This is a genomic window from Marinobacter sp. EhC06 (assembly GCF_001650915.1).
Taxonomy (GTDB): Bacteria; Pseudomonadota; Gammaproteobacteria; order Pseudomonadales; family Oleiphilaceae; genus Marinobacter.
In genome coordinates, this window is sequence record NZ_LXYO01000003.1 from 94,436 (window position 1) to 118,970 (window position 24,535).

The window sequence follows — 24,535 nt, forward strand, 5'->3', positions numbered from 1 at the left end:
TTAACCTCCTGAAACCGTCAGGCGGCCGCGGGCGCCGCTCGCTTCGTTCACGACCGAGCCAATCTGCGCTTCCAGGCCCTGGTTCGCGAGGCCGTTACGCAGGGCACTCAGGCGATCGTAGCTGTCAGCTCGCACATCCACGATAAGCTCTCCCCTTGAGCGGCTGTAGTTCACCGAATTGAAGTTCACCCCCTGACTACCCGGGAGGCGGGCATATTGCTGGCCGGTGTATTTCATCAGGGTGATAAAGTCCACTTCCGGTCCACTGGAGCCGGCCACCCGCAACTGACCTTCGATCACACGCCGGACATTACCTGCGTGAGTACGCCGGTCATTGGGGAAAGCATCACGATAGATTGCCATGGCCTCGTTTTGTAGCTCTTCCGCTCGATTCTGATAGTACAACCCCATGCCCAGGTTCAACGCCACTTGAACGCCGAACCAGACTGCCGCCACCGCAATCAACGGTTTCCAGGGTTTCAGCGGGCTGGCTTTGCCCGATTTGGACGAAAACACGCCCTGGCAAAGATTCACCGGCTCGCAGAGATGATGGTGATGGGCGTAGGCGAGCAATTCCAGCGGCATGAGCTCCAGGGTTTCCCGACGAACCGCAAGACGCCCCGAGCCAGCTAACTCGGTAAGTGCAGATTGCTGGACATCAAACTCTTCGTCGGTGCCGTACACGGTGACCGGGATCTCCGCCACCACTTCTTCGGCGGATGGCGCCGCGAGGGTGTGGGCAAACATACCAAGGTTGGCAGACTGCATGCTCAACCACTCGCCCCGCTCGCTGACCATCATGGCCGTTTCGCCGTCCAGACAGACTGACCAGCCGCCTTCGGTGCGGGGCAGCAACGAGGCGTCCGGAAAAATGGCATCCAGGCGGAGATGCTCCCAACCGCTGAATAACTGCACCCATTGCCCCATACGCTCACGGTCTATGGCAGCGACCCGGTAACCATGCTCGGTATGGGAGCCCAGCGCCAGATGCACGGAATCTATGTCCTGGGCAATCTGCTCCTCAACGGCGTAGGGTAAGGCCTGATTGATGAACCGACTTTGCTTCGCGGGAATGTCAGCCAGGCAGTAAATCGCTTCCTCACCAGGAATAAGGCCAATCAACAGGACGTTATCCAGGGCATTCTGTCCAAGAGTATTCTCGATGGTATCGCGGCTGTCGCCGGTACCCCGGGCCTGGGCATCGCCACTGGCGTCGTGTAGCACCCAGTTGAACATCTGGGCACCGGGATCCTGGTCAGCGTCCGCAAAGGGCGGTATCGGGCGGACGTAAAGGCGATAAGACATGATTATCCTTCTGAAATGGTAAAAGGCTCTTTGGTGATTCGGTTTTTCTGCCCGGTATCCCTGTTAACCGTCTGGACTTCGCCTTCCGGAGTCCGGAACACGGTACTGACCATATTCACGACACGGTTATCGTAGGTAATCCGCGAAGCAACTTCAAAAAACCGTGTCTGCAACCCCAGGCCAACCGATTTGAGTCCCAGACCGGCGAATTCCGGCAACGCCAGAAAGTCCTGAAGGTTCTCGAACCGTTCCTCTTCCCGCTTCTCTAGAATAGACGCAGCCTGGGCGTCCGTCAGCTCTTCATGGAGCGAGCGGATCACCATGGCAGTGGCGGTGTTCACATTGATCCCCGCACCGTTTACCGGCAGCGCCGCCACGTGGGGCCTCAGGGCCCGATAAATTTCTTCGGTCATACCCTCGATCAGGCGCAGCTCGGTCACCGTGGTAAACGGCTGGTTGGCAGCCCGGTAGCCCTGCTCGGCCATCAGGTACTGGCCATCCTCCGCGCCATAGGCGGTTACCGTCTGGTCGTTGGGATCGATCCAGTCCACCAGCGAGTCCACGGAAACGGCCGTTATGCCCAGTGCAGCAAACAACTGAACGAAACGATTCCGGACGATGGGGTCTACCTGGCCATTGGCGCCCACCAGATCATTGAGGTTCAGTCGGCCACCCAGGTCGTCAATCTGAACCTCGGCCACGCCGTTATCATCCAGCGGCAGAACGGCGGCGTTGGCGGCCCAGAACTCGTCGAGGCTGTCGACCATCAGGTTCTCTTCCTTGTCCTCGTCATAATCCCTGCGCAGGATCTGGCGGGCAAAGGCTTCGGCACCAAGGGCAATACTCTGGCCCTGCTGCTGGGCCAGATAATGGCCCGCCTTGAACACCCTCAGGCTCTGCTGCTGCGTCATGCCTGACGCGAGCATGACCACCAGGGCCATGGCCAGCAGCACCATGATCAAGGCAACGCCGCGCTGACGGTAAGGTAACTGAGGGATCTGCCCCATAGCGGCCTAGCCCCCCTGCCCGGTTGCGCCGGTACTCTCACCGGGTTGTTCTGTAGTGGTCTCCTCTTCGCCAGTTTCCTCTTCCGCCTCACTGGCAGCCTGGTTGGCCTGATTCAGGGCACCCTGGGCAACTGCCGGATCAAAATCCGGCAGGGCAAAGGTCCGCACCAGCGTTCCGAAACGTTCATGCTCCAGAGTCACTTCCATTCCCAACGGCAATGGAATATCCGGGCGGCTACCAGGGGTCAATCCGGCCATCACTTCATCCGTTGGCCACTGGGGCTGCCAGCTCCGGTTGGAATCCAGAAACCGTACTTCCAGGCGTTTTACGCCTTCCAGAAGAAGTACGTCACGGCTGTCATCTTCCTGGCCCTGGTCCACCATGGGCCAATACCGGCGCCGCAATTCGCTGCCGGTGTATTCCCAGCCAACACGCTGCAGGCCACTGCGGCGGATGCCAAGGGGATTGCGCCAGCCCTGGCGGGTCAGCAACAGAGAGAAGTCATCCTCTCGGCTGGACAATGCGGGCTGGAAATCGCCGTAGATATCCCTGGCCGGCCGGTTGACCACCTGCATGATATCCCGCTCCAGCAAGAGCATGGCACGTTGAAGACCGTCAAACTGTTCAGCCAGTTCGTTTACCCGATCACGGGAATTCACCACCCCATTGATAACCTGCCACACACCAAGCCCAATGACGGCGGTAATGGTGACGGCGATCAACACCTCCAACAGGGTGAAACCATTTTGCCGCGGTTGGCAGCGCTGGCGAGGCACGGACATCATTGTGCCCCCACGAAAGCAGACAGGGTATGTATCGGAACCGGCTGCGCGCCTTCCTCCCGGTAACGGGCAACAGTGACCTCCACGCGGCGCATCTTCGCCTCGGCGGTGGCAAGTATCGCAGTGGTTACCCGCCAACGATAAGGTCCGAAATCGGCATCCTTGGAGTTCTCGGAGATTCCCGGGATGTTTTCCTGAAGGCGGATTTCGTTGATCCGGTTTTCTGCCAACCAGCTTGCCAGGGTTTTGTCCCGCACCCGTTCATAACTGGAAATATACTGGCTACCGACTTCGGCCGCTGCGGTTGCAATCAAACCGAACACAAGCAGAGCGATGAGCACTTCGATCAGGGTAAACCCTTTCTGCGTTCTCACCCGCTAGTCCCCTCATCGCCCGGCTTGCGCCATTCCATGGGCGACACGCCATCAGAAGCCAGCACATGCATGGTGTCTGACCCGTTGCCGGTGGTGAATTCAAGCTCGAACGGCGTTGTCTCGCCACTGGAGAAGAACACCACATCCGGGAGCAGGGTGTCCTCGGATGAAGCCAGTCTCGGTGCGTCGCTCTCGATAAACTCGGTAACGGTCAGCCATTCGGGCAGGCTTCGGGCCCGGAACATGCGCTCGCCAGAGGCTTTCCAGTCCCCTGTCTGATCCTGAAAGGCCACGAACTGGTAGCCATCTTCCTCCAGTCGCAAGCCTAGCTCCAGGTTGTTGAGCACCGCCTGCTCGGAAGCAGTCTGCATGAGCAGATACAACTCCCGCACTTCGTTTTCCAATTCCCGCTGTTGGGAGCTTCCTCCCATTGTGAACACAGCAAGGGAGGCCAGCAGACCCACAACCACCAGGACCACCAGTATCTCAATCAGGGTGAAACCGGTCTGTCGGGAGCTGACCTGCACAGTTATTTAGCCTTCGGTATCCCAGACACTGATATCGGCGGCATCGCCGTCGCCGCCTTCCTGGCCGTCAGAGCCGTAGGAATACAGATCATAGGGGCCTTCAGTGCCCGGGCTCACGTACTGGTATTCAGATCCCCAGGGATCTTCCGGCACGCTCTTGAGGTAACCATCCGCGTTCCAGTTCTTCGGTTCCGGGCTGCCGCTGGGCTTGGAAACCAGCGCTTCGAGACCCTGCTGGGTAGACGGGTAATGACTGTTATCCAGGCGATACAGGTCCAGCGCATTGGCAATGTTGCTCAACTGGGTTTCGGCCACGGTGACTTTTGCCTGATCACTACGGCCCATAATGTTTGGCGCCACGATGGCCACCAGCAGGCCGAGGATCACCATCACCACCATGATTTCGATAAGGGTGAAGCCGCGGCTGTGGTTGTGTGTGTTGAGTTTCTTGATGGTCATTGTCTCACTCGTCATTGGCATTGATTGCTTTCGGTCCGGATTCGTCTACTGACAATCCGGCATGGGTGTCATCCCACGAGATTACTCATATTCAGTATCGGTAACATGATGGCCAGCACGATGATCAGCACCACTACGCCCATTACCAGTAGCATCATGGGCTCAAACAGCCCTACGATCGCGGCTATCTTGGACTGCAGGGTGTTTTCCTGCATTCGGGCGGTCCGCTCCAGCATGCTGTCCAGTTCACCACTGGCCTCCCCGCTGGCGATCATGTGAAGCATCATCGGCGGGAAATACCCGGTCTGATCCAGGGAACGGTGCAACGAGCCGCCTTCACTCACTTTCCTGGCCGCGTCCCTCAATTCCTGCCTGAGAAAATCGTTGGAGAGCACCTCACCGGCAATGCGCATCGCTTCTACCAGCGGCACACCACTGGTAGTCAGAATACTCAAGGTGCTGGCATACCGGGCGGTGTTTACCCCGCGAACCATCCCGGAGAACAGGGGCAGATGTAGCAGACGCTTGTGAAACCGCAGCCGGAATCCGGGTTTGGTCAGGAAAAAACGGAACACCATCAGCGCCGCAACCAGCAGTATAAACAGGTAGACACCGTAATCCGCCAGAAATTCCGACACTGCCAGCATCGCCATGGTCAGCGTTGGTAACTCCTGCCCCTGCTTGAGAAACACATCAATGATATCCGGCACCACGTAGGTGAGCAGGAACACCACGATGGCTATGGCGACGATACTCAGAATGATGGGATAGATTGCCGCCAGCTGAATCTTCTGGCGTGCCTCCTGACGGCTTTCCGTGTAATCCGCCAGCCGGTTGAGCACCAGGTCCAGATGGCCGGCGTGCTCGCCCGCGGCAACGGTGGACCGATAAAGCCTCGGAAACGCGCGCGGGAACTCGCCCAGGCTGTCTGCCAGGGTGTAACCTTCCATGACCTTGGCCCTGATAGCGATCAGCATGCTGCGAATTCTTGGCTTCGGGGACTGCTGCGCGGCGGCAGAAAGTGCCTGCTCGATGGGAATACCCGATTGAATCAGCGTTGCCAACTGGCGGGTAACCAGGGCCAGGTCGGCAGCCGCCAGGGAGCCCCGGCTGCTCAGGGGATTGCTTCGGGCCTGCTTTTCTGCTGCCGGCTCAACCGCCAGTGGCGTCAGGCCGCGCTCCCGCAACTGCTGGCGAACGGCTCTCGGGGCATCCGCCTCGACCACACCATGTTTCTGCTTGCCGCGGGCATCAAGCGCCTTGTATTCGTATGCAGGCATGGCTTACTGACCCCGGTGTGTAACGCGGAGCACTTCTTCCACCGTTGTCACACCATCCAGTATCTTCTGCACGCCGTCTGCGTGAATACTTGGGCCATGCTGGCGCGCCACCTTTTCAAGGTCCAGTTCACCAGCCCGCTTGTGAATCAGAGCGCTGATTTCCTCGGAGATCTCCACTACCTCATAGATACCGATACGGCCGCGGTAACCCAGTTGGTTGCAGTGGCTGCAACCCGTTGCCCGGTAAATGGTGGGCGGATTGGCGGGGTCCTGCTGCAGGAACTCGCAGTGCTCTTCGGTTGGCGTGTAGGGCTCCCGGCATTCGTGGCACAGAACCCGGACCAGCCGCTGGGCAACAATGCCGACCAGGCTTGATGAAATCAAGAAGGGCTCAATCCCCATGTCCATAAGCCGGGTAATGGCGCCAACGGCTGTATTGGTGTGCAATGTGGAAAGAACCAGATGGCCGGTCAGACTCGCCTGAACCGCGATCTCCGCCGTCTCTAGGTCCCGGATCTCACCAATCATCACCACGTCGGGGTCCTGACGCAGAATGGCCCGAAGGCCGCGGGCAAAGGTCATGTCCACTTTGGTGTTGACCTGGGTCTGACCAATACCTGGCAGGTTATATTCAATGGGATCTTCAACGGTCAGGATGTTGCGGCTGCGATCGTTGATTTCCTGCAGCGAGGCATAGAGCGTGGTGGACTTACCGGAACCGGTCGGGCCGGTCACCAGCAGGATGCCATAGGGCCGGTAAATCAGCTTGCGCAGGACTTTCAGGTCCCGCCCCGCCATACCCAGGGATTCCAGCCTTATGGCACCGGCCTGTTTGTCCAGCAAACGTAGAACCACGCGTTCACCGCTTGAAGACGGCATGGTCGACACACGAATATCCACTTCCCTTCCGGCTACCCTGAGAGCGATACGACCATCCTGTGGCACCCGCTTCTCGGCGATATCCAGCTTCGCCATAACCTTGATCCGGGACACCAGCAAAGGCGCCAGGGCTCGCTTGGGTTCCACGACTTCCCGCAACACGCCATCCACCCGGAAGCGAACCACCAGCCGCTTCTCATAGGTTTCGATGTGAACGTCCGAAGCGCTGGTTTTCACCGCTTCGGTGAGAATGGCATTGATCAGACGGATGATCGGAGCATCGTCTTCCTGCTCCAGCAGATCTTCGGTTTCAGGCACCGAGTCCGCCAGGGAGGCCAGATCCATATCGTCGCCGATGCCCTCCACCATCTGCATGGCTTCGGCGGAATCGTTCTGGTAGGCGGAGTTCAGGGCCTGATCGAATCGATCCGGGTCAATGGTGGCAAAACGGGCCCGACCGCCACTGATTCGGTTCGCTTCCGCAAGGGCTGAATGGGACGCACCGGGGCGAACCAGAATAACCGGTTCACCGGCATCCGAACGGGTCAGGATTACTCCGTTGCGCTTGGCGAAAGTAAACGGAAGACGGCCCAGCGGAGCATCCTGCGGCTGAAGTTCAGTATCTGTGTCCAAGGTCGTCCTCGTTCGTGAAACCCTTTTCGATTCAACTAATTCAGAAAGGCTACCACAGGATATGGACCCGCTGAATAACTCTATACACTATACTGCCAATAAAACGTTGCAGTCTGATAACCTGTGAGATTTTTCCCGGCCCACAAACTTGCATTCAGGATGATCAATGCTCCTAAACAATGAACGGCTTCCCCTGATTCTTGCGCTTGTGGCAGGGGCTGCCATGGTGGCTCTGACAGCCTGGCAGGGTTACCGCTTCTGGCAAATGGAAAGCCGACAAGGAAACTACGACACCGCGCAGCCATTGGTCACAGATCCGGCTGCCAGCCGTGAGCCACCGAGCGTAAACCTGTCGTCCCTGGACCTGTTCGGGGCCGCATCGGGTGAAGCCGCGCCGGCGGAAATGGATACCGAGAACCTGCCGGAAACCAACCTTCGATTGTTTCTCCGCGGTGTTCTGGCCGCTGATGGAGAATTCCCCGGCAGCGCTCTGATCGAAGATGACAAAAGTAATACCGAAGCCTACCTGGTGGGTGATGAATTGCCTGGCAATGCCAAGCTGCGCTCGGTCCACCCGAACCGTGTGATCATTGAACGCTCCGGGAAACTCGAGAACCTGTATTTCCCGGAATCCGAGGACCGCAGCGGCATGTCCTTCACAGCGGACGAACAGGAATCGTCCACGCCTGCAACGCAACAGGCTGCCACCCCCTCGCCCTCAAGAGCGCCCGCCTCCGCCACCAGCGATGAGCAGCGCCGGGAGGAAATCCGCCGGCGCCTTGAGCAGCTCAGGGAACGCCTACGGAACAATAACTGAGGCGCGCTATGGAAACGGCCGCTATCCAGATACGCCGCCGTTCCAGCCTTCTGCCGGCACTATTACTGGCGGTTTCCGTTGTAGGTGCCTTTGAGCTCAGTTCCCGCCTGATGAACTATGTACAGGAAGAATTCGGCACCGAGGCCCACCAGCGCCTGGAAAACTGGCAGCGCCTTCATGCCCTGGCCACGAACGCCCCCGTCGACCGGCAGCTTCGACTGGTCAACTCCTTCTTCAACAGGGTTGCTTTCGTCAGCGATATCCGCCATTGGGGCGAGGAAGACTACTGGGCAACGCCAGTGGAATTGCTCACCACGAATGGCGGCGATTGCGAAGATTTTTCCATCGCCAAATATCTGACCCTCAAATCCATGGGGGTGCCCGATGACCAGCTCCGGATCGTGTATGTCAAAGCACTGGAGCTGAATCAGGCCCACATGGTGTTGGCATGGTACCCGGAACCGGACGCGGACCCGCTGATTCTGGACAATCTCATAAACGACATAAAACCTGCGTCTCAACGTACTGATCTTGAACCGGTTTATAGCTTCAATGGCGAAGGCCTCTGGCTCAATCGATCCGGCGGAGCCCGCAAACGAATCGGGGAAGCGGGACGGCTTTCCCGGTGGCAGGATCTGAACAGCCGGCTGACCGAATCGCTCCGCCCCTGAGCTCCATTTCAACCAATCGGCTGGCGGCAAATGACAGCGCGACTGGCGCCAAGCGACATCTGCAGGACACCCGGACCCGCTAGAATGCGCCACACTGCTTTTTAATCAGGAGAATGAAACACATGCGACGCTGGAACGGCTGGGGCGATGAAAGATTCAACCTGGCAATGCCGGAACAGGGCCAGGATTTTCTGGCTTCGCGGATTGGAAACGGCCGCCCTCTGGCCGACGCCACTCTGGAGTCAGTCTGCGCCAAAGTGCCGGATTCCCGGCTGAAGCCGCCGGCAGAACTGGAATCACTGATCGACACAACCCCGGAAGCAAGGGTGCGGCATGCCCGGGGCCAGAGCCTGGCTGACTGGCTGGCCATGCGCAGTGGCGAATTTGGCGTGTTTCCTGATGGCGTTGCTTTCCCTACCAGCAGCGACGAAGTTCAGGCTTTGCTCGCCTGGGCCGCTGAGCAAACCATTCACCTGATCCCCTATGGTGGTGGCACCAGTGTGGCTGGGCATATCAACCCGCTGGACAAGGGTCAGCCCGTGCTGACCGTGGATATGGGCAAGATGAATCGCCTGATGGATCTGGACCGGGAAAGCCAGATCGCAACCTTCGGCGCGGGTACGCCCGGCCCACTGGTCGAGTCCCAACTCCGGGCCCACGGCTATACACTCGGGCATTTCCCACAGTCGTTTGAGCTGTCCACCGTGGGCGGCTGGGTGGCCTCCCGCTCAAGTGGCCAGCAATCCCTCCGCTATGGGCGAATTGAACAACTGTTTGCTGGCGGACGGGTCGAAACCCTGCAAGGCACCCTTGATCTGCCCACAATTCCGGCTTCCAGCGCCGGCCCGGATATCCGCGAAATGATTCTGGGCTCCGAAGGCCGCATCGGGCTGATCACCGAAGTGAAGGTTCGGGTAACCCCGCTTCCCGAACACGAAAGTTTTCACGTGGTGTTTTTCCCTGACTGGGACAGTGCCCGGACTGCCAGCCGCCAGCTGGTGCAGAACCGCACGCAACTCTCGATGCTCAGGCTCAGTAATGCGGTAGAAACGGAAACCCAGCTCGCCCTGGCCGGCCACCCCAGACTGATCGGCATGCTCGAGCGCTTTCTGTCACTCCGTGGCGCAGGCACCGGCAAATGCATGATGACCTTCGGTATCACCGGCACCCGGCGCCAGACCCGAAACGCCCTCAAAGAGGCCCGAAGCATCTGTAAGGCCCAAAATGGCGTCTATACCGGCACCCGGCTCGGCGATAAATGGGCAGCCAAGCGTTTCACCATGCCCTATCTGAGGGAAGCCCTCTGGCAAATGGGCTACGCCGTCGACACCCTTGAGACGGCCACCGATTGGGACAACGTCGATAATCTCCTGGGGCTGATCGAGACCAATCTGCGGGAGGGACTGACCGACCAGCAGGAGGGCACCCACGTATTCACTCATTTGTCGCATTTTTACAGCCAGGGCTGCAGCATTTACACCACGTACGTGTTCCGGGTAGGCGACAGCTACGAGGAAACACTCGCGCGCTGGCAAAAGCTCAAGACCACAACCTCTGAACTGATCGTGAAAAACCGCGGCACCATCAGCCACCAGCACGGTGTTGGCAAGGATCACGCGCCCTATCTGCCGGTGGAGAAAGGCGAACTGGGAATGCTCGCCATCAGATCCCTGTGCAACACCTTTGATCCCAATGCCATCCTGAACCCGGAAACCCTGGTGAAGTGAGCACAACGCCGAATGGGAGCCTCGTTATGACCCGGACTGAAAGCCTCAATGCGCTGCGTTCAGGGACAACCGAATTTGATGTGGTGGTGGTCGGCGGCGGCATCACCGGTGCCGGCGTGGCCCGGGAAGCAGCAGGCAGCGGCCTGCGCACCCTTCTGGTGGAACAGAAGGATTTCTCCTGGGGCACCTCCAGCCGGTCCTCCAAGATGGTCCACGGCGGCCTTCGGTACCTCGGTAGCGGCCATTACGGTCTTACCCGGGATGCTGTGCGGGAGCGGGAACGGCTGATGGCGGAGGCACCGGGGTTGATTGACCCCCTGCGCTTCATCATGCCGCATTTCAAAGGCCAGTTCCCCGGACCGCGCCTGTTTCAGACGCTGCTCCGGGTTTACGACTTTATTGCCCGCAATCGCAGCCGCCACTTTCTGACCCCGGCCGAATCCATGCTCTGGGTGCCGGGCCTGACCAGCGAGAAACTTGCCGGCGCCAGTGGTTTTACCGACGCGGTTACCGACGACTCCAGGCTGGTGCTGCGCCTGATTGCCGAAGCCCGACGTGATGGAGCCCTGTGCCTGAATTACACCCGGGCGATGGAAGTAAAGCGCAGCGATGACGGAAAGGTGTCTGGATTACTGATTCAGCCAGAGGAAGACGATACGCCCATCATGATTTCCGCGCCCCTGGTGATCAATGCCACGGGCGCGTGGGCCGACCGGCTGCAATCGAGCCAGACCAACGGGGACACCATGCACATCCGGCCGTTGCGCGGCAGCCATCTAGTCCTCCCGTGGTCCTGCCTGCCGGTGTCCTGTTCCGTTTCCCTTTTCCATCCTGAGGATGGTCGCCCGGTGTTCGCCTTCCCCTGGCTCGGCACAACCGTTCTCGGCACCACCGATATTGATCATGAAGGCGATCTTGATCAGGAGCCGGTTATCTCCGAAGCAGAGACCGCCTATCTGCTTGAGGTCGCTTCACGGCTGTTTCCGGGAAGCCCCATTGCCCGCGAGGACATTCTTTCAACCTGGGCCGGGGTGCGGCCCGTGGTAACCGACGGCACGGGCAAAGCGCCCTCGAAGGAAAACCGGGAACACGAACTCAGGGTAGACCGGGGCCTCGTCAGCATTGCCGGGGGCAAGCTCACCACCTTCCGGGTGATCGCCCGGGAAGCGCTCAACCGGGGACTTGGCGAAGACGCCGCCACGGTTCTGCGGCCAGAATACGAGCCGGTATTCCAGCCAGAACAAGGTTCGGCAAGGCCTGCCGCAATCAGCCATCAGTGCTGGCAACGGCTCCAGGGGTTCTATGGCCCCGAGCTTCACCAGGTCCTTGCAGCTGGACCATTGGAAGCTGTTACTTCTCTCCAGACTTCCGAGCTGATTTGGGCAGAGCTCTGCTGGGCCTGCCAGAAAGAAGATGTGCAGCACCTGGATGATCTGCTCCTGCGCAGAACCCGATTGGGCCTGGTGCTTCCGAATGCGGCCGAAAGCCTTCTGCCGGAGATCCGCAGGCACTGCCAACCCCTGCTTGGCTGGGATGACCAGCGCTGGGACGATGAACAGGCCCGCTACCTGTCCATCTATCACAATGCCTATTCGATGCCGTCGGGGGAGCCGTCCGATGCCGGCTGATCCACTGATTCTGGCCATCGACAATGGCACCCAGAGCGTTCGCGCGCTGTTGTTTGATACCCGCGGCAACCTTGTGGGCAAAGGCAAGCAGGAAATCGAGCCCTATTTCTCGCGGGAGCCCGGCTGGGCCGAGCAGCATCCGGATTATTTCTGGGAGCAGCTCGGGGAAGCCTGCAAACTGCTCTGGAGTTCCACGGAAGCTACGCCGGATCAGGTTGCCGGGGTCACCGTGACCACTCAACGGGGCACCGTTATCAACCTGGATGCAAACGGCCAACCTCTGCGCCCTGCGATCATCTGGCTCGACCAGCGCCATGCCAGAGTTGATGGCCCGGTCAAAGGGCCCTGGGGATGGCTGTTCAAACTGGCCCGGCTGGAAGACACCATCAACCGGTTTCGGGAAAAGACCCAGGCTAACTGGATTGCCCAGAATGAACCCGAGATCTGGGCGAAAACCCGACACTTTCTCTTGCTCTCGGGCTTCCTCACGTACCGGCTAACAGGAGAATTCAGGGATTCCACCGGAAGCCAGGTTGGATACCTGCCCTTCGACTACAAGAAGCACCGCTGGGCCGGCCAACGGGATTTCAAATGGCAGACCATGCCGGTCGAGCGTTCCATGCTGCCTGAACTGGTAGCGCCCGGGGAAACATTGGGGCATCTGACCGACGAAGCCTGCCGACACCTCGGCTTGCAAAAAAGCCTGCCCGTTATCGCAGCCGCCTCCGACAAAGCCTGCGAGATACTCGGGTCCGGCGGGCTGACCCCAGACATCGGTTGCATGAGTTACGGCACCACCGCCACCATCAACACCACCAGCAAGCGCTACGTGGAACCTATCCGGCTGATGCCGCCCTATCCTTCTGCACTGCCCGGTCACTATTCCACGGAAGTGATGATCTACCGGGGTTTCTGGATGGTGAGCTGGTTCAAGCGGGAGTTCGGCCTTCGGGAGAGGAAAATCGCCGAAGAAAGGGGCATTGAGCCCGAAGCGCTGTTCGATGAACTGGTCAAAGCCGTTCCCCCCGGATCTATGGGCCTGATGCTCCAGCCCTACTGGTCACCCGGTGTACGTCAGCCCGGGCCGGAAGCAAAAGGCTCGATCATTGGATTCGGGGACGTTCACACCCGCTCGCACATATACCGCGCGATCCTTGAAGGCCTTGCCTATGCGCTGCGGGAAGGCAAGGAAAAAATCGAAAAGCGAAGCGGTGTGAAGATCCGGAAGCTTCGAGTGGCAGGTGGCGGCTCCCAGAGTGATGCCGCCATGCAGTTAACCGCCGATGTGTTCGGATTGCCGGCCGAAAGGCCTCATACCTATGAGACCTCCGGGCTCGGTGCCGCCATTGACGCGGCGGTAGGCCTGGGCCTGCATCCGGATTTCGATACGGCAGTGACAAACATGACCCGGGTTGGCGACGTTTTCCATCCGAACGAAGAAACCCGGGCCCTGTACCAGAGGCTCTATTCCGAGGTTTACCTGAGGATGTACCCCCAGCTCCAACCCCTCTACCGGAAAATCCGGGAGATTACCGGCTATCCCCGGTAACACGCTCCGCGACCATTTCAGCGGTAATCGCCGAAAGGGTCCAGCCAAGGTGGCCGTGACCCGTGTTGTAGAACACGGTTGGCAGGCGCCCTGGCCCAACCCTGGGCATCATGTTCGGTAGCATTGGCCGCAATCCGGCCCAGGGAACTACCTTGCGAGTACAGACTCCGGGAAAGCACTGCTCAACCCAACGGGTCAGCGGGCGGATGCGATCGTCCTTGATGTCGCGGTTGTAGCCACTGAATTCGGCGGTACCGGCAACGCGGAAACGGCCATCGCCCAGGCGACTGGTGACAATCTTGGTGGCGTCGTCCAGCAGACTGACCGTGGGTGCCGCCTTCTGCGAAGCTTCGTCTTCCAGTTCTACGGTAATGGAATAACCCTTCACAGGGTAGATATTCACCCGGTCACCCAGCTTTTTCGCGAGCCCGCGACTGCCTACGCCGGCACAGATCACCACCCCGTCGAAGGTATCCCGGGTTTGCTCGTTGCCGTCATGGGCGGTCACCCAGGCATTACGCTCATCGGCGCTCAGCTCGGTCACGGTATGGCCATAACAGGTTTTTACGCCAAGGCGCTGGATGGCGTCGGCCAGGCCGTTGGTGAACTTGTGAATGTCACCGGTGGAGTCACTCTCGGTGAAAAAGCCGCCGTAGTAGGTACCGGCCAGAGTCGGCTCGATGGATTTCATTTCCTCCGGGGTAACCGAACGGCGCTCAAGGCCGCCCGCGGCCAGAAGCCGAGACACTTTGGCCGCGTGATCGAAGCCAGCCTTGTCCCGGTATATGTGCAGGATACCCTGCTTCTTCAGATCGAAATCGATGCCCTCCTCCTGTGCCCAGGCAAACAGGTGGTCGCGGGCAGCAATGGCCAGGCGGGCGGTTTCCGTGGTGTTTTTCTCGTACTGGGGAATTGCGGCGATGAACTCGGCGAACCAGCTCAGTTTGTGCCAGGAAGGCTTTGGGTTGACCAACAATGGCGCATCCCGGCGGGACATCCATTTGATGCCCTTCATAACGGTCTGCCAGTTGTTCCAGACCTCCGCGTTAGAGGCAGAAAGCTGCCCACCGTTGGCGAAGGAGGTTTCCATCGCCGCATAGCGGTGTTTCTCGTAAACCGTAACGTCAAGCCCGCGCTTGGCAAGGGTGTAGGCTGTGGTAATACCGGTAATACCACCGCCGATAACTGCAATTCGCTTCATTCCAATCTCCGTGAGCGCCAAGGGTTTCCTCCCTGCTCGAAATAGCAGAAAGCACCCCTTCCGTCACGGGACCTGAGAGATTCACGACCTGTTTCAATGAAAACAGTCGCTTGCTCCTTCGGTGTGCCGACTGACGCGATTGTCGACAGCTCTTCGGAAAGTATTCATGTCAGCGGTCCTTTTGCCTGAGAGTTTCCGGGGCAGTTGCTCCTTCGGCGCTGATCGCAAGGGATTCAGTCTCTCCCGCAGACATGTCTGATTGGTAATAAAACCCAATCCACGGGCCTAAACATAGCAAATAACCCGGAGCCAGGAAACCAGCCGCTGCAAAGCATTCACCCTGTCACGAAGCAAATCAACTAGATAACACGCCGGCCCCGAACTATGCTCAGTTCTATCGCATCATCGCTTTGCGGTGCGCTAAACGCTTACCAGGAGGATCCTGACCCGCAATGGGACATAGACAAGGATTTCGATCAGCGACAGAAGACGGTGAAAGCAGGTTCTACGAGCTGATTGAGAGTCTGCCAATGGTGGCTGTCCAGGGATACGACAGAGAGCGCCGGGTCATTTATTGGAACGATGCCAGCGCCCGTCTTTACGGCTATTCCCGCCAGGAAGCACTCGGCCAGTTATTGGAAGACCTGATCATTCCCGATCACATGCGTGACGGTGTGATTGAAGCCCATCGCGACTGGCTCGAAAACAACATCAGCATTCCCTCCGACGAACTCGAACTCAAGCATAAAGAAGGACACCTGGTTCCCGTTTACTCCAGCCATGTCATGATCAAACAGGAGAGCGGTGCCTGTGAGATGTTCTGTATCGACATCAGCCTGGAAGAACAAAAACGTGCCAGAGATGAGCTATACCGGCGAGCGAGTTTTGACGACCTGACCGGATTACCGAACCGGCATTTCATGGAAGCGGAATTGTCGAGCCGACTCGACGAGGCGGATCGCCTGCAGCAGGAACTGGCGGTCGTGTTCATCGATCTGGACAATTTCAAGATCATCAACGATACGCTGGGCCATCATCACGGTGACTGCCTCCTCAAAGCAGTGGCGGAAACCTTGAGGGCCGAACTACGGGGCGGCGACCTGCTGAGTCGCTTTGGTGGAGACGAATTTGTTCTCCTGATCTTCGACTTCGATGGCCCCGAAGCGCTTCATGAGCTGATCTGTCGTTTGATTGATGCCCTGGAACATCACGTCCACCTGGAAGGCGATTGTTACCAGGTTACCGCCAGTTTCGGTGTCAGCCTGTTTCCGCACAATGGCACCACCGTGGCGGAGCTTATGGGCAATGCAGATGCGGCCATGTACCAGGCCAAAGAAACCGGCAAGAATGGCCTCTGTTTCTATACCCCGGATATCAATGATCGACTGGTGCAATACCAGGAAATCACCAACCTGCTCCGGGATGCCCTGAACAACGATGGACTGGAATTGGTGTTTCAGCCCCAGATCAGCCTCAGCGAACGCAAAAGTGACTCCTGTGAGGCGCTTCTTCGGTGTTTTAACGGTCAATCACGGGCCGTTTCGCCCGCCATTTTTATTCCCGTGGCAGAGAAGTCCGGCCTCATTAACCGGATTGGCGACTGGGTTATCGAAGCGGCCTGCAAACAGCTCCACGCCTGGAAAGGAACGCCTCTGGAGAACCTGCGGGTTGATATCAACCTGTCGGGACGTCAGCTCACGAATCCGCACCTTGCCAACCACATTCTCGAAACCCTCAAACGCTATAAACTGGAGCCGCACCAGTTAGGGGTCGAGCTGACCGAGAATGAGGTTTTTGGCAGTGATGAGAACCAGACCAGACAACTCGAAAAACTGAAAGAGGCTGGCTTGCACATTTCCATCGATGATTTCGGCACCGGATACTCATCGCTCGTCTATCTCAGAAAACTCCCGGTCTGTGGCATAAAAATCGACCGGAGCTTTCTACAACATGCGATGCAGAACAACGCCGATATGGCCATCATGGAGGCCATGATCACGGTCGGGCACAGTCTGGGGTTGAGCGTGCTTGTGGAGGGTGTTGAAACGGATGAACAGGCCCAGCTGGTGACAGACCTGGACTGTGACCTCGCCCAGGGTTTTCTGTATGCCAAGCCGATGCCGGCCCAAAAGATGGAAGAGTTCCTGGCAAGCTTCTGAGCACAAAACCTTATCCCTGCTCGTATTCCCGAACCAGTTCCTGCAGGAAATACAGCCCGGCAGAACTCAGGAAACACCGCCCTGCACCGGCACGGAACATAAGATGGCGCTTATCGAGGTAGTCCAGGGCTTCCAGCACGCCTTTTTCGAACCGGGCTGCCCTGAGGATCTCCTGATACTCCTCATCACTGGCCAACGCCGTCAGATCTTGCTCATTCAGCCCTGCATCGGCGCGCCCCAGATATTCAAGATCCCGCCCGCTGCGCGCGAAATAGCGCCCGATCAACAGCAGGATCACCTGCACCCGGAAGGCATTCTCATCGTGTTCTTCATTCTCGTCGTCACTGCTTTCCTTAAGGAAGAAAAACGCGCCGGATTCGTTGAACACCAGCTCGCTGCCCAGGTGCTCATAGAAAGTCCGGAAGTGAGACAGATGGTTGTACAACAGGTTGTAAAGCGGGTTGGCGCGCAGCTCGGAACGGTTGCTGTCCCACACATCACGCACAATCACCCGGCCGGCCTGGAATTCCCGGTAGATCGCGGCGCTGTGGGCCGGCAGGATCTGTTCGAAGCTGCTCGACGTTTGTGATTGATCGGCGGATTCGTTGGTATCCATCGCGTCTGATAAGTCAGGCATGCTGTTGCTCTTCTTGATTGACCGGGGCGTTGCTTTCAGTCGTTTCCAGACGACGCTTGCGGTAGACAAACTGCTCGCTGTCTGATGACTGATCCAGGACACGGAAACGGTTGGTGGTGACCACCTGCAAACCCTCCGGCGGTGAGTTGACCAGCCGATTCAGGGCCGCCAGTAAATCCGGAAAGCGATAGCCCGGAATAAAGCCGTCCAGACGGCCGTGTAGCTCGCGTACCAGATCGAGTGTTGGCCGAAGCTCTAGCGTTTCCAGCCATTGATAAAGCTGGTTAATGCGCTGGACGTCGATTCGGGTGTGGCGACCACTGCCCTCCACTTCCTGCAGAACCGGCACCTCGGCCTTTCGACGAAGATCGTTCAGACGCAGATCCAGTTCGCTGAACAACAGCTGGTAGTAGCTGGACGATTCCCCGAAAGCGTAGTGTTTCGGGCGCTGCTGGGCCCGCAAACCCACCAGGAAACCGGTGCTTCGGGCAAAATCGCCACCTTCCAGCCATTTTCGCTTCAGGCTCAGGGTCTCGGTTTCGCCCTTGAGCTCCTGCAGCTTTCCGTAGAAATGCTCCATGGCGTTGTACTGGACCATGCCCTGGCGAGTCTTGCGCAGGAAGTGCTCCACCTCCTGGGCCACCGCCTGGATGGGTTTGTACAGGGCGTTCAGGCTGATGGAGGAACGGAACAGCTGGTCCGCCAGGCTGTGATCACCATGACTTTCCAGCAGCCGAACCATGGCCTCCAGGGTCTCAAACAGGTTGCTGCCATCCGGCAGCCGGGTATCCGGGTTCAGGAACACCAGGGTCGGCTTGATATGGCGCTCGTACAGGGTCACGATCTGCTCGAACAAATTCTGGCGGAACTCCAGGAATTTCTCCGGCGCTCGACTGGCGTCGCCGGACAGGTCCGCAAGCTGCGCACTGATGGTCTGCATGCGCAGGACATTCTGGCGCAACAAACCAATCAGCTGACTGACCCGCTCGTTCAGGTCATCACGCAGTTCGGTGTAGTCCGGGTCCGTGTCGCTGAAGCTGCTGGTTTCCAGCCGATTGCGCACATCCCGCAGGGTTACCAGATGGCCGCGTAGCTTGGCATCGGTCAGTTCCTGGTACAGCGAGGCGTTACAGGCGCGCATCAGGTTGATCAGGGCATCCTGGAACACCAGGCGCCGCTCGCCTTCGGCCTTGATGATGTCGATCACCAGGCCGCTTCGGAACAGATTGTCGGTATTAAGCGCCAAACGCACCCGATCCCGGTCGGCATTGCCCAGGGTGCGCGTGTAGTCCATCACCTCGGCCACCAAATCGCTCTCGCGGATGTACCGGGCTTCGTTCCTGTCCATCCGCTCGATCATCCGGAACAGAATCTTCGGGTGCTCAAACAACAGCCGGGTGGTATCCAGGGTGCTGAAGCGTTTACTCATCCACCGGCTCCATCAAGCTGGCCTGGGTCTGGTCGGCCCAGTGGCTCATGGCCTCGCCGTTGGTGAAGCCTTCCGCCCCACCCCAGAACACCAGGGTGCGCTGCGGACTGTAAGGCTTCGAGGTGCGCATCTGCCCTACTTCCAGGTGCCGGCCAATCAGGTAAATCACTTCCGCGCTGGCACTGTGGGTGGCCGCAGAGAACAGGTTGAAGCCTTGCTTGCGCAGCCGTTCCAACAGGGAGGGCATCTGGCTAATGTCCACGCTGGCCAGCTCATCCAGCACCATGGGGAACGACAGCTGCACACCCGGGTACAGAACCCGTTTCAGCAGCCGGTACACCAATTCCAGATTGATCAGTGCGGTGGTAGAGGTGGACTGGCCTTTTTTATCCAGGCTCGCGGCGTTTTCCTTGCGAGTGCGATAGGAAATGCCGGTGATCACCTTGTCCATGGTCAGGCGCTTGCTGCCGCCCTCCCCGAAAAAGTCCGCCACGAACACCCGCAAACGGTCATAGAACGCATCGGACTGCAGCTGGTTGCCATACGGGTCGATGTTGTTGGCTTCTTCCACCAGGTTGCGGAATTTCGGATCGGTGTGGATATCCACCCGGATTTCCACCAGATCGTTGATGCGCACGCCATCCAGCTCGCGATTCAGCTGCGCTTCGAAACGGGCAATGTGCTCGTGGTTGGATTTCAGCGCCTGCCGGTAACTGGCCACGGTTTCATTGTGGATGCCAACCTGTTGCTCCAGCACGTTCCAGCGCTCAGCCATGCCGGCAAAAAGGTCCGAGAGGCTCTTGAAGGTTTCCCGAATAACTGACGACGCCGGGCTGTCTTTCTGCAGTTCGCCTTCGGTATCTTCGTGGATGCCGAGATACACGAACTGGCGAAGGTGGTCGAGAATGCTACGCCGACGCTCTTCCAGGTCGTCCAGCTGGGTTTGCAGGTCGTCAAAGGCCGCGACGGACACCTGTTCGATGTCCAACGGCTTTTCCGCTTCCACTGTTTTCAGGTGCGGGAACCGGTGCTCCACGGTGCCAACGCTCCGGCTGAGACCCGCCAGTTCCCGCTCCCTTTCTTCGATCCGCTCTTTCTCGGCTCTGGCCTTGGCGGCTTTCTGCTGCACCGCATCCTGCTTTTCCTGCTCCAGCCGGGCCTGTTCTTCCAATTTGGCCAACTGTTCTTCGGCCGCCTGCTTCTCCTCAGTGGCGTCCTGAAGGGTGGTCGCGGCCGCCGCGTAACGCTGAAGCGTTTCCAGATCTTTCTCGATGGCGCGGATCTCTTTCTCGGTGCGCTCAATCAACCGGGGCCGATCATGTTCCTGATTGGCATTGTCCGCCAGCTCAGCCCGCTCCTTTTCCAGGCCATGAAGTTCGCCTTCCACATGCCGGCGCTGCTCGGCGAAGTCTGTTTGCCTGGCGGGCTGTGCCTGGTATTCCGTATCGAACCAGTCAAAGCCTTTATCATTGGGCACGAACAGGCGGGCGAAAGCCTCAATGGCGGCCTTGCTGTCGGCATCCAGATCCCGGCCCGGGCTGGCCATGACCAAACGGGGGTCCACGGCCCGAAGGGGTGCAGCGGTGGCCTCGTCCAACTGGTTCTGCAGCTGCCAATGTTGCTTGCTTTCCCGTTCCTGCAGGGATTCCAGCTTGCGCTCCAGCTCCTGTTTCTTCTTCTGGATCTGCTCCAGCCGAATTTCCGCCTGGGCGGCGCTTTTCAATGCGGCCAGGTGGCCTTTCCTGCTCTCAAGCTCTTCCTTCTGGATATCCTCGATTTCCTGAAGGGTCATCTCTCCATACTGGGACAACAAGAGGTCGCCATCTTTCTGGTTCTGCTCGGCCTGCTTGATACGCCGATCGGCAGAGCGTACCTCGCCCTTCAAGCCGCTGGCATCCTGTTCCAGCTTTTTCAGAGCCTGCAGCACATGGCGCAGCGTCTCGTTCTGCTCATTAAAAGCCTCCACCGCGGCTTTGCGCCTGGCGCCAATATCCTGCAGGGCATGGCTCACACCATCCCGAAACGCGGCAAAATCGTGCTGGCTTCGAAGCAGCGTCTGGTAGGCCTGGTAATCTTTTTCGAGCTTTTCAAACCGCGAACGCTCTTTCTCGATCCGGTTAAGCTGGGTTTGCTGCTGCTTGAGCTGATCGTGACGATTCAGAAAGTCGTCGATGTTGAAATCGAAGGCATCGTCGGCGAACTTCTTGTCTGCCTCGATGATGCTGGCCACCGCATTGGACATGGCCTGATCGTCCGCCTTCATCTCAAACAGCAGCAGGATCAGTGTGCGCAGGGACTGAACCCGGCGTTCATCAGACTCACCCAGAGGCAGTACCGAATAACGCACAGCATCCGCATTCATCAGCTCGCTGCTGTACAGCATCTGTTTGAGTTTGCCCGGGTCATTCACAAGCCGGGTTTCTTTGGAGAGCTTTTTCAGCTTTTCGGACAAGCGGCTGAACGACAACTCCGGCACCGCCCGGCCAATGCCGTCCTCATCATCGCCATCCCAGAACAGTGGCCGCAGCTGATCGTAGCTTACCGGCACAAAGGCCCGGCCATAACTGAGCTGGCTCGCGCTGTCCCGATACAGAATCTGGCAATGCACACCGGCCGGGTTCTCGGCTTCCATGATCAGGAAACTGAACTGGCTGGGAAAATAATGCTGGTAGCTTTCCTCGTTGGTGTAAAAGCTACCGGCACTGGCATTACGGAAGGCAAATTTCTTGCGGCTGTTCTTAAAGGTGTTTTCCGGCAGCAGAAACAGACGCAGACTGTTTAGAAGGCTGGATTTTCCAAGATTGCCCGGGCCCAGGATCAGACCGTGGTTGTCCACCGGAATTTCTACGTAACAGAAGCCGGCGGAATCCACCAGTACCAGACGACGGATACCAAAATTGAAATTGCCTGGGCTCCCCTGGGAGTCACTCATCCAGAATCATCTCCTGTTCCATGAATTTGCCGGTCAATCGAAAGGCTTCTGCCAGGCTATCAAAGCCGAGCCCTTCCGCCAGCGATATCGCTCTTGTAAATCGTTCGGTACTGTCCGGTGTGTTGCGAAACCGACCCAACCAGGGTTGCCAGTCGCGGGGCTGAACAAACCTGGCTTTGTCACCAAGAGAGGCTGCGATTGTCGAGAACATTTGCAGACCACCCGCATCATAATCGAATGCACAGAATACTTCTTCGTAGCCCTGCAGCCAGTCAAGAATCGCGCCCCGGGTAATTCGGTTGCCACCTCCCAACATCACGTCACACTCCGCTAGCTCAAGAGAGTTGCCCAGTACTTCACTGGCGAAATCGAGCATCTGCGCATACTGATAAAAATTACGCTCATTCTCTACCACCAGCACCGACCGAGCTTGCTGAAACCCCATATCCACGGACTCCGTTCCAACAACGACAGTGTCGGGCCTGCTGTGCGACAACCCCTCATGGTAAACGAGAAGAAAACTGACCTCTGTGCCATGGCGGTGAGAGTTGCCCTTTTTCGCGGCGTCTACCCGGCTTACCGGCGTTTGCGCAACAGCCTGCAGCTCCTTGAAAGCGGCTTCATCCAGGATGAAGACAAGCCAGCGGTTGCCTTTGACCTTTTCCGTCGCGAACAATTCTCTATGGCGACGTCGAAAAGCCTCGGGCAACTTCTTCAAGAAAGCTTCATAATTAATGGGCTGGCCACGGAGGATTTTCTGGAGGTAATCGTTCAATCGTTCTCCCCGGCCAGCATATTCATGATCAGTCGGATCATAGTGTTTTTGTTCGCAGGTTCGGATTCGGCCACTAACAATGTCAAGGCGGCCAGACCGACATCATTGATTACCGGCTCACCACTGTTGTTAAAAAGCCGACTATTGCGGTGCAGGAAATCCACAAACAGAAAGGCCGCGCTGCGTTTGTTGCCATCGGAAAACGGGTGATTCTTGATCACAAAATACAACAGATGTGCCGCCTTTGCCTCCACACTGGGATAAGCGGGCTCGCCGAAAACAGACTGGTCCAGGTTGCCCAATAGCGAAGCTAGGCCATCACCCCGGTCACGCGCGAACAACTCGGTCGCTTCGCCCCTCGACATTAACTCGCTCTTCAAGCCATCCAGGCCTGATCGAGCCTCCTTCAGCGATGGCAAAGTGCCACCGGCCTGAGACTGCGGATCGGTTAGCAGCCCTTCGTCATAACGTTGCAAAAGAAGAAAGGTCTGGGCATAGCGGCTGACGATGTCGACCAATCCACGACCGCTGTCTGTGTCGAACGCAGGACTCTGGGCAGCCTTACGAACCAGTCTCAAAGCCGCTTCCAATTCCTGGGCGTTTTCTTCAAAACGGTGCCGATTGATGGTCCAGCCCTGAGTGAGGTGCTCACGTAGAATACGGGTGGCCCACTGGCGGAAACGCGTTGCTTGACTGGAATTAACGCGATAGCCCACAGAAATAATCGCATCCAGATTAAAATACTCAACCTGATAGGTTTTGCCATCCGCGGCAGTTGTTGCATTTTTTGCAACAACTGCCTCCCGGTCCAGCTCCGCGTCGCGGAATATGTTCTTCAAATGCCGAGAAATTACTGATTTATCGCGACTAAAAACATCTGCAAGCTGCTGCAGGCTAAGCCAGACAGTTTCTTGATTAGCATCCAGGCGAACTTCTACTGCCCGATCGGCACTCTCATAGATAACGATCGGGGTATCGCTTCCTTCACTCATGCTACTTCTCCATCCTTGAAAATTGACTATCAGCCCCTGCTTTACGACTAGTGGCCTCAACTACGAAATCGTCCATCAATTCCTTTCCCGGAAGCTTTGTTAAGCTCTACTTTAAAGCTCAATAGCAGATTCGCAATAATACGAAGAAAACTGCCAGAACCCTGACTTCCATTGGCAGCCACTCGGTGACCAGGTCATTGGCAAGCAGTCTGATGGCGAGGTTGTCTGTCACGATGACGGTATTGGCCTCTTTCACGGCACTGTGCGACTTAACAAAGACGACGGATTTTCGTCTGTGAAAGCTGACTTGGCGGCTATTCCGTAGCTAAGCTGGCAAGGCTTCAGTAGTACCGCTGGCGATCATGATGATGCGTTTTACGATGCCCTTATCGGACAGAACCGGTAAATAGCTGGCTTCCAGCCAGACCGGCTGCCCATCTGCACCGAGATTCAGGAATCGGCCCTGTTGCACCTGGCCTGTAACCAATTCACGCCAGAACCGGATGTACGCCTCACCACTCGCATCCTCAGGCTTGCAGAGTACCCGATGATGCTTTCCGATCAGCTGTTGCTCCTGGTAGCCAAGCAACTCCAGAAAGACATCGCTGACCGACTCAAACAGTCCATCGCCGCTCATCACCGCAACCGCCACCGACCGCTGAATCGCCTGCCAATCGGCCTCCAGTTCAGACACCCGGTTCTCGGCAGCCTCCAGCTTTTCCAGAGCGGCCTGCAGTTCCTGCTTTCGTTTGCTTTGAAACACCATCAGTT

At 57.9% G+C, this 24,535-nt stretch carries 23 protein-coding genes and 1 riboswitch; of the genes, 7 read left to right on the forward strand and 16 right to left on the reverse strand.

Features of this window, described 5'->3' with window-relative positions:
* The 8 genes from gspL to gspE form a co-directional block, all read right to left on the reverse strand.
* Entirely contained in the window at positions 1–1,305 is a 1,305-nt protein-coding gene (gene gspL / locus A8B84_RS03560; protein ID WP_064227990.1) for a type II secretion system protein GspL, read from the reverse strand.
* Between the two features lie 2 nt (positions 1,306–1,307).
* A complete protein-coding gene (gene gspK / locus A8B84_RS03565) occupies positions 1,308–2,312 on the reverse strand; it encodes a type II secretion system minor pseudopilin GspK (protein ID WP_064227991.1) in 1,005 nt (334 codons plus the stop codon).
* A gap of 6 nt (positions 2,313–2,318) precedes the next feature.
* Positions 2,319–3,098 (reverse strand): type II secretion system minor pseudopilin GspJ, encoded by a 780-nt coding sequence (gene gspJ, locus A8B84_RS03570; protein WP_227512709.1) that lies wholly within the window; start codon positions 3,096–3,098, stop codon positions 2,319–2,321.
* Positions 3,095–3,469 carry a type II secretion system minor pseudopilin GspI gene (gspI, locus tag A8B84_RS03575; protein WP_064227993.1) on the reverse strand — a complete coding sequence of 125 codons (375 nt, stop codon included), beginning with the start codon at positions 3,467–3,469 and terminating at the stop codon, positions 3,095–3,097. Before gspI ends, gspJ begins: the two co-directional genes overlap by 4 nt.
* Positions 3,466–3,996 (reverse strand): type II secretion system minor pseudopilin GspH, encoded by a 531-nt coding sequence (gene gspH, locus A8B84_RS03580; RefSeq protein WP_064227994.1) that lies wholly within the window; start codon positions 3,994–3,996, stop codon positions 3,466–3,468. Before gspH ends, gspI begins: the two co-directional genes overlap by 4 nt.
* Positions 3,997–4,002: 6 nt before the next feature.
* Positions 4,003–4,455, reverse strand: coding sequence for a type II secretion system major pseudopilin GspG (gene gspG, locus A8B84_RS03585; protein ID WP_064227995.1), 453 nt, complete (start codon positions 4,453–4,455; stop codon positions 4,003–4,005).
* Between the two features lie 68 nt (positions 4,456–4,523).
* Positions 4,524–5,735: a type II secretion system inner membrane protein GspF gene (gspF, locus tag A8B84_RS03590; protein ID WP_064227996.1), complete on the reverse strand. Its 1,212-nt coding sequence runs from the start codon at positions 5,733–5,735 to the stop codon at positions 4,524–4,526.
* Positions 5,736–5,738: 3 nt separating this feature from the next.
* The gene (gene gspE, locus A8B84_RS03595) at positions 5,739–7,247 is read right to left on the reverse strand and encodes a type II secretion system ATPase GspE (RefSeq protein ID WP_064227997.1); all 1,509 of its coding nucleotides are present in this window, start codon (positions 7,245–7,247) and stop codon (positions 5,739–5,741) included.
* Between the two features lie 166 nt (positions 7,248–7,413).
* On the opposite strand from gspE, the gene A8B84_RS03600 reads away from it, so the two are divergent.
* The 5 genes from A8B84_RS03600 (at position 7,414) to A8B84_RS03620 (ending at position 13,639) form a co-directional block, all read left to right on the forward strand.
* Complete coding sequence (locus tag A8B84_RS03600) at positions 7,414–8,064, forward strand: type II secretion system protein N (protein WP_064227998.1); 651 nt, start codon at positions 7,414–7,416, stop codon at positions 8,062–8,064.
* 8 nt (positions 8,065–8,072) lie between these two features.
* The gene (locus tag A8B84_RS03605) at positions 8,073–8,735 is read left to right on the forward strand and encodes a transglutaminase-like cysteine peptidase (protein ID WP_064227999.1); all 663 of its coding nucleotides are present in this window, start codon (positions 8,073–8,075) and stop codon (positions 8,733–8,735) included.
* A gap of 122 nt (positions 8,736–8,857) precedes the next feature.
* Positions 8,858–10,462 carry an FAD-binding oxidoreductase gene (locus A8B84_RS03610; protein WP_064228000.1) on the forward strand — a complete coding sequence of 535 codons (1,605 nt, stop codon included), beginning with the start codon at positions 8,858–8,860 and terminating at the stop codon, positions 10,460–10,462.
* Between the two features lie 26 nt (positions 10,463–10,488).
* Positions 10,489–12,090, forward strand: coding sequence for a glycerol-3-phosphate dehydrogenase/oxidase (locus tag A8B84_RS03615; protein ID WP_064228001.1), 1,602 nt, complete (start codon positions 10,489–10,491; stop codon positions 12,088–12,090).
* Positions 12,080–13,639, forward strand: coding sequence for an FGGY-family carbohydrate kinase (locus tag A8B84_RS03620; protein WP_064228002.1), 1,560 nt, complete (start codon positions 12,080–12,082; stop codon positions 13,637–13,639). The genes A8B84_RS03615 and A8B84_RS03620 overlap by 11 nt, the downstream gene beginning before the upstream one ends.
* Here A8B84_RS03620 and A8B84_RS03625 read toward each other — a convergent pair.
* Complete coding sequence (locus A8B84_RS03625; protein ID WP_064228003.1) at positions 13,620–14,840, reverse strand: D-amino acid dehydrogenase; 1,221 nt, start codon at positions 14,838–14,840, stop codon at positions 13,620–13,622. The two genes, A8B84_RS03620 and A8B84_RS03625, sit on opposite strands and share 20 nt — an antisense overlap.
* Before the next feature lie 163 nt (positions 14,841–15,003).
* Positions 15,004–15,096: riboswitch (glycine riboswitch) on the reverse strand.
* 196 nt (positions 15,097–15,292) lie between these two features.
* On the opposite strand from A8B84_RS03625, the gene A8B84_RS03630 reads away from it, so the two are divergent.
* Positions 15,293–16,999, forward strand: coding sequence for a putative bifunctional diguanylate cyclase/phosphodiesterase (locus A8B84_RS03630; RefSeq protein ID WP_064228004.1), 1,707 nt, complete (start codon positions 15,293–15,295; stop codon positions 16,997–16,999).
* A gap of 10 nt (positions 17,000–17,009) precedes the next feature.
* Here the strand turns inward: A8B84_RS03630 and A8B84_RS03635 are convergent, their stop codons facing one another.
* The 6 genes from A8B84_RS03635 to A8B84_RS21565 all read right to left on the reverse strand — a co-directional run bounded on the left by A8B84_RS03635 (position 17,010) and on the right by A8B84_RS21565 (position 24,020).
* The gene (locus tag A8B84_RS03635) at positions 17,010–17,636 is read right to left on the reverse strand and encodes a condensin complex protein MksE (protein WP_227512710.1); all 627 of its coding nucleotides are present in this window, start codon (positions 17,634–17,636) and stop codon (positions 17,010–17,012) included.
* Complete coding sequence (locus A8B84_RS03640) at positions 17,629–19,065, reverse strand: hypothetical protein (RefSeq protein ID WP_064228006.1); 1,437 nt, start codon at positions 19,063–19,065, stop codon at positions 17,629–17,631. The genes A8B84_RS03635 and A8B84_RS03640 overlap by 8 nt, the downstream gene beginning before the upstream one ends.
* Positions 19,058–21,997 (reverse strand): hypothetical protein, encoded by a 2,940-nt coding sequence (locus A8B84_RS03645; protein WP_064228007.1) that lies wholly within the window; start codon positions 21,995–21,997, stop codon positions 19,058–19,060. The genes A8B84_RS03640 and A8B84_RS03645 overlap by 8 nt, the downstream gene beginning before the upstream one ends.
* Positions 21,990–22,772, reverse strand: a complete 783-nt coding sequence (locus tag A8B84_RS03650; protein ID WP_064228008.1) for a hypothetical protein — start codon at positions 22,770–22,772, stop codon at positions 21,990–21,992. Before A8B84_RS03650 ends, A8B84_RS03645 begins: the two co-directional genes overlap by 8 nt.
* Positions 22,769–23,764 (reverse strand): virulence protein RhuM/Fic/DOC family protein, encoded by a 996-nt coding sequence (gene rhuM, locus A8B84_RS03655; protein ID WP_064228009.1) that lies wholly within the window; start codon positions 23,762–23,764, stop codon positions 22,769–22,771. The genes A8B84_RS03650 and rhuM overlap by 4 nt, the downstream gene beginning before the upstream one ends.
* Positions 23,765–23,882: 118 nt before the next feature.
* Positions 23,883–24,020: a hypothetical protein gene (locus A8B84_RS21565; RefSeq protein WP_153637212.1), complete on the reverse strand. Its 138-nt coding sequence runs from the start codon at positions 24,018–24,020 to the stop codon at positions 23,883–23,885.
* On the opposite strand from A8B84_RS21565, the gene A8B84_RS22085 reads away from it, so the two are divergent.
* Positions 23,961–24,089 carry a hypothetical protein gene (locus tag A8B84_RS22085; RefSeq protein ID WP_138103087.1) on the forward strand — a complete coding sequence of 43 codons (129 nt, stop codon included), beginning with the start codon at positions 23,961–23,963 and terminating at the stop codon, positions 24,087–24,089. The genes A8B84_RS21565 and A8B84_RS22085 overlap by 60 nt on opposite strands.
* Here the strand turns inward: A8B84_RS22085 and A8B84_RS03660 are convergent, their stop codons facing one another.
* The gene (locus A8B84_RS03660; RefSeq protein ID WP_064228010.1) at positions 24,090–24,530 is read right to left on the reverse strand and encodes a PAS domain-containing protein; all 441 of its coding nucleotides are present in this window, start codon (positions 24,528–24,530) and stop codon (positions 24,090–24,092) included. It lies immediately after the preceding gene.
* Between the last annotated feature and the right edge of the window lie 5 nt (positions 24,531–24,535).

Coding starts and splice junctions, on each gene's coding strand:
- A8B84_RS03640 (WP_064228006.1), bottom strand. CDS start 19,065: ATGAGTAAACGCTTCAGCACCCTGGATACCACCCGGCTGTTGTTTGAG.
- A8B84_RS03615 (WP_064228001.1), top strand. CDS start 10,489: ATGACCCGGACTGAAAGCCTCAATGCGCTGCGTTCAGGGACAACCGAA.
- gspK (WP_064227991.1), bottom strand. CDS start 2,312: ATGGGGCAGATCCCTCAGTTACCTTACCGTCAGCGCGGCGTTGCCTTG.
- A8B84_RS03625 (WP_064228003.1), bottom strand. CDS start 14,840: ATGAAGCGAATTGCAGTTATCGGCGGTGGTATTACCGGTATTACCACA.
- A8B84_RS03620 (WP_064228002.1), top strand. CDS start 12,080: ATGCCGGCTGATCCACTGATTCTGGCCATCGACAATGGCACCCAGAGC.
- gspL (WP_064227990.1), bottom strand. CDS start 1,305: ATGTCTTATCGCCTTTACGTCCGCCCGATACCGCCCTTTGCGGACGCT.
- gspJ (WP_227512709.1), bottom strand. CDS start 3,098: ATGATGTCCGTGCCTCGCCAGCGCTGCCAACCGCGGCAAAATGGTTTC.
- A8B84_RS03645 (WP_064228007.1), bottom strand. CDS start 21,997: ATGAGTGACTCCCAGGGGAGCCCAGGCAATTTCAATTTTGGTATCCGT.
- gspF (WP_064227996.1), bottom strand. CDS start 5,735: ATGCCTGCATACGAATACAAGGCGCTTGATGCCCGCGGCAAGCAGAAA.
- A8B84_RS03630 (WP_064228004.1), top strand. CDS start 15,293: ATGGGACATAGACAAGGATTTCGATCAGCGACAGAAGACGGTGAAAGC.
- A8B84_RS03605 (WP_064227999.1), top strand. CDS start 8,073: ATGGAAACGGCCGCTATCCAGATACGCCGCCGTTCCAGCCTTCTGCCG.
- A8B84_RS03635 (WP_227512710.1), bottom strand. CDS start 17,636: ATGCCTGACTTATCAGACGCGATGGATACCAACGAATCCGCCGATCAA.
- A8B84_RS03610 (WP_064228000.1), top strand. CDS start 8,858: ATGCGACGCTGGAACGGCTGGGGCGATGAAAGATTCAACCTGGCAATG.
- gspG (WP_064227995.1), bottom strand. CDS start 4,455: ATGACCATCAAGAAACTCAACACACACAACCACAGCCGCGGCTTCACC.
- rhuM (WP_064228009.1), bottom strand. CDS start 23,764: ATGAGTGAAGGAAGCGATACCCCGATCGTTATCTATGAGAGTGCCGAT.
- A8B84_RS03600 (WP_064227998.1), top strand. CDS start 7,414: ATGCTCCTAAACAATGAACGGCTTCCCCTGATTCTTGCGCTTGTGGCA.
- A8B84_RS03660 (WP_064228010.1), bottom strand. CDS start 24,530: ATGGTGTTTCAAAGCAAACGAAAGCAGGAACTGCAGGCCGCTCTGGAA.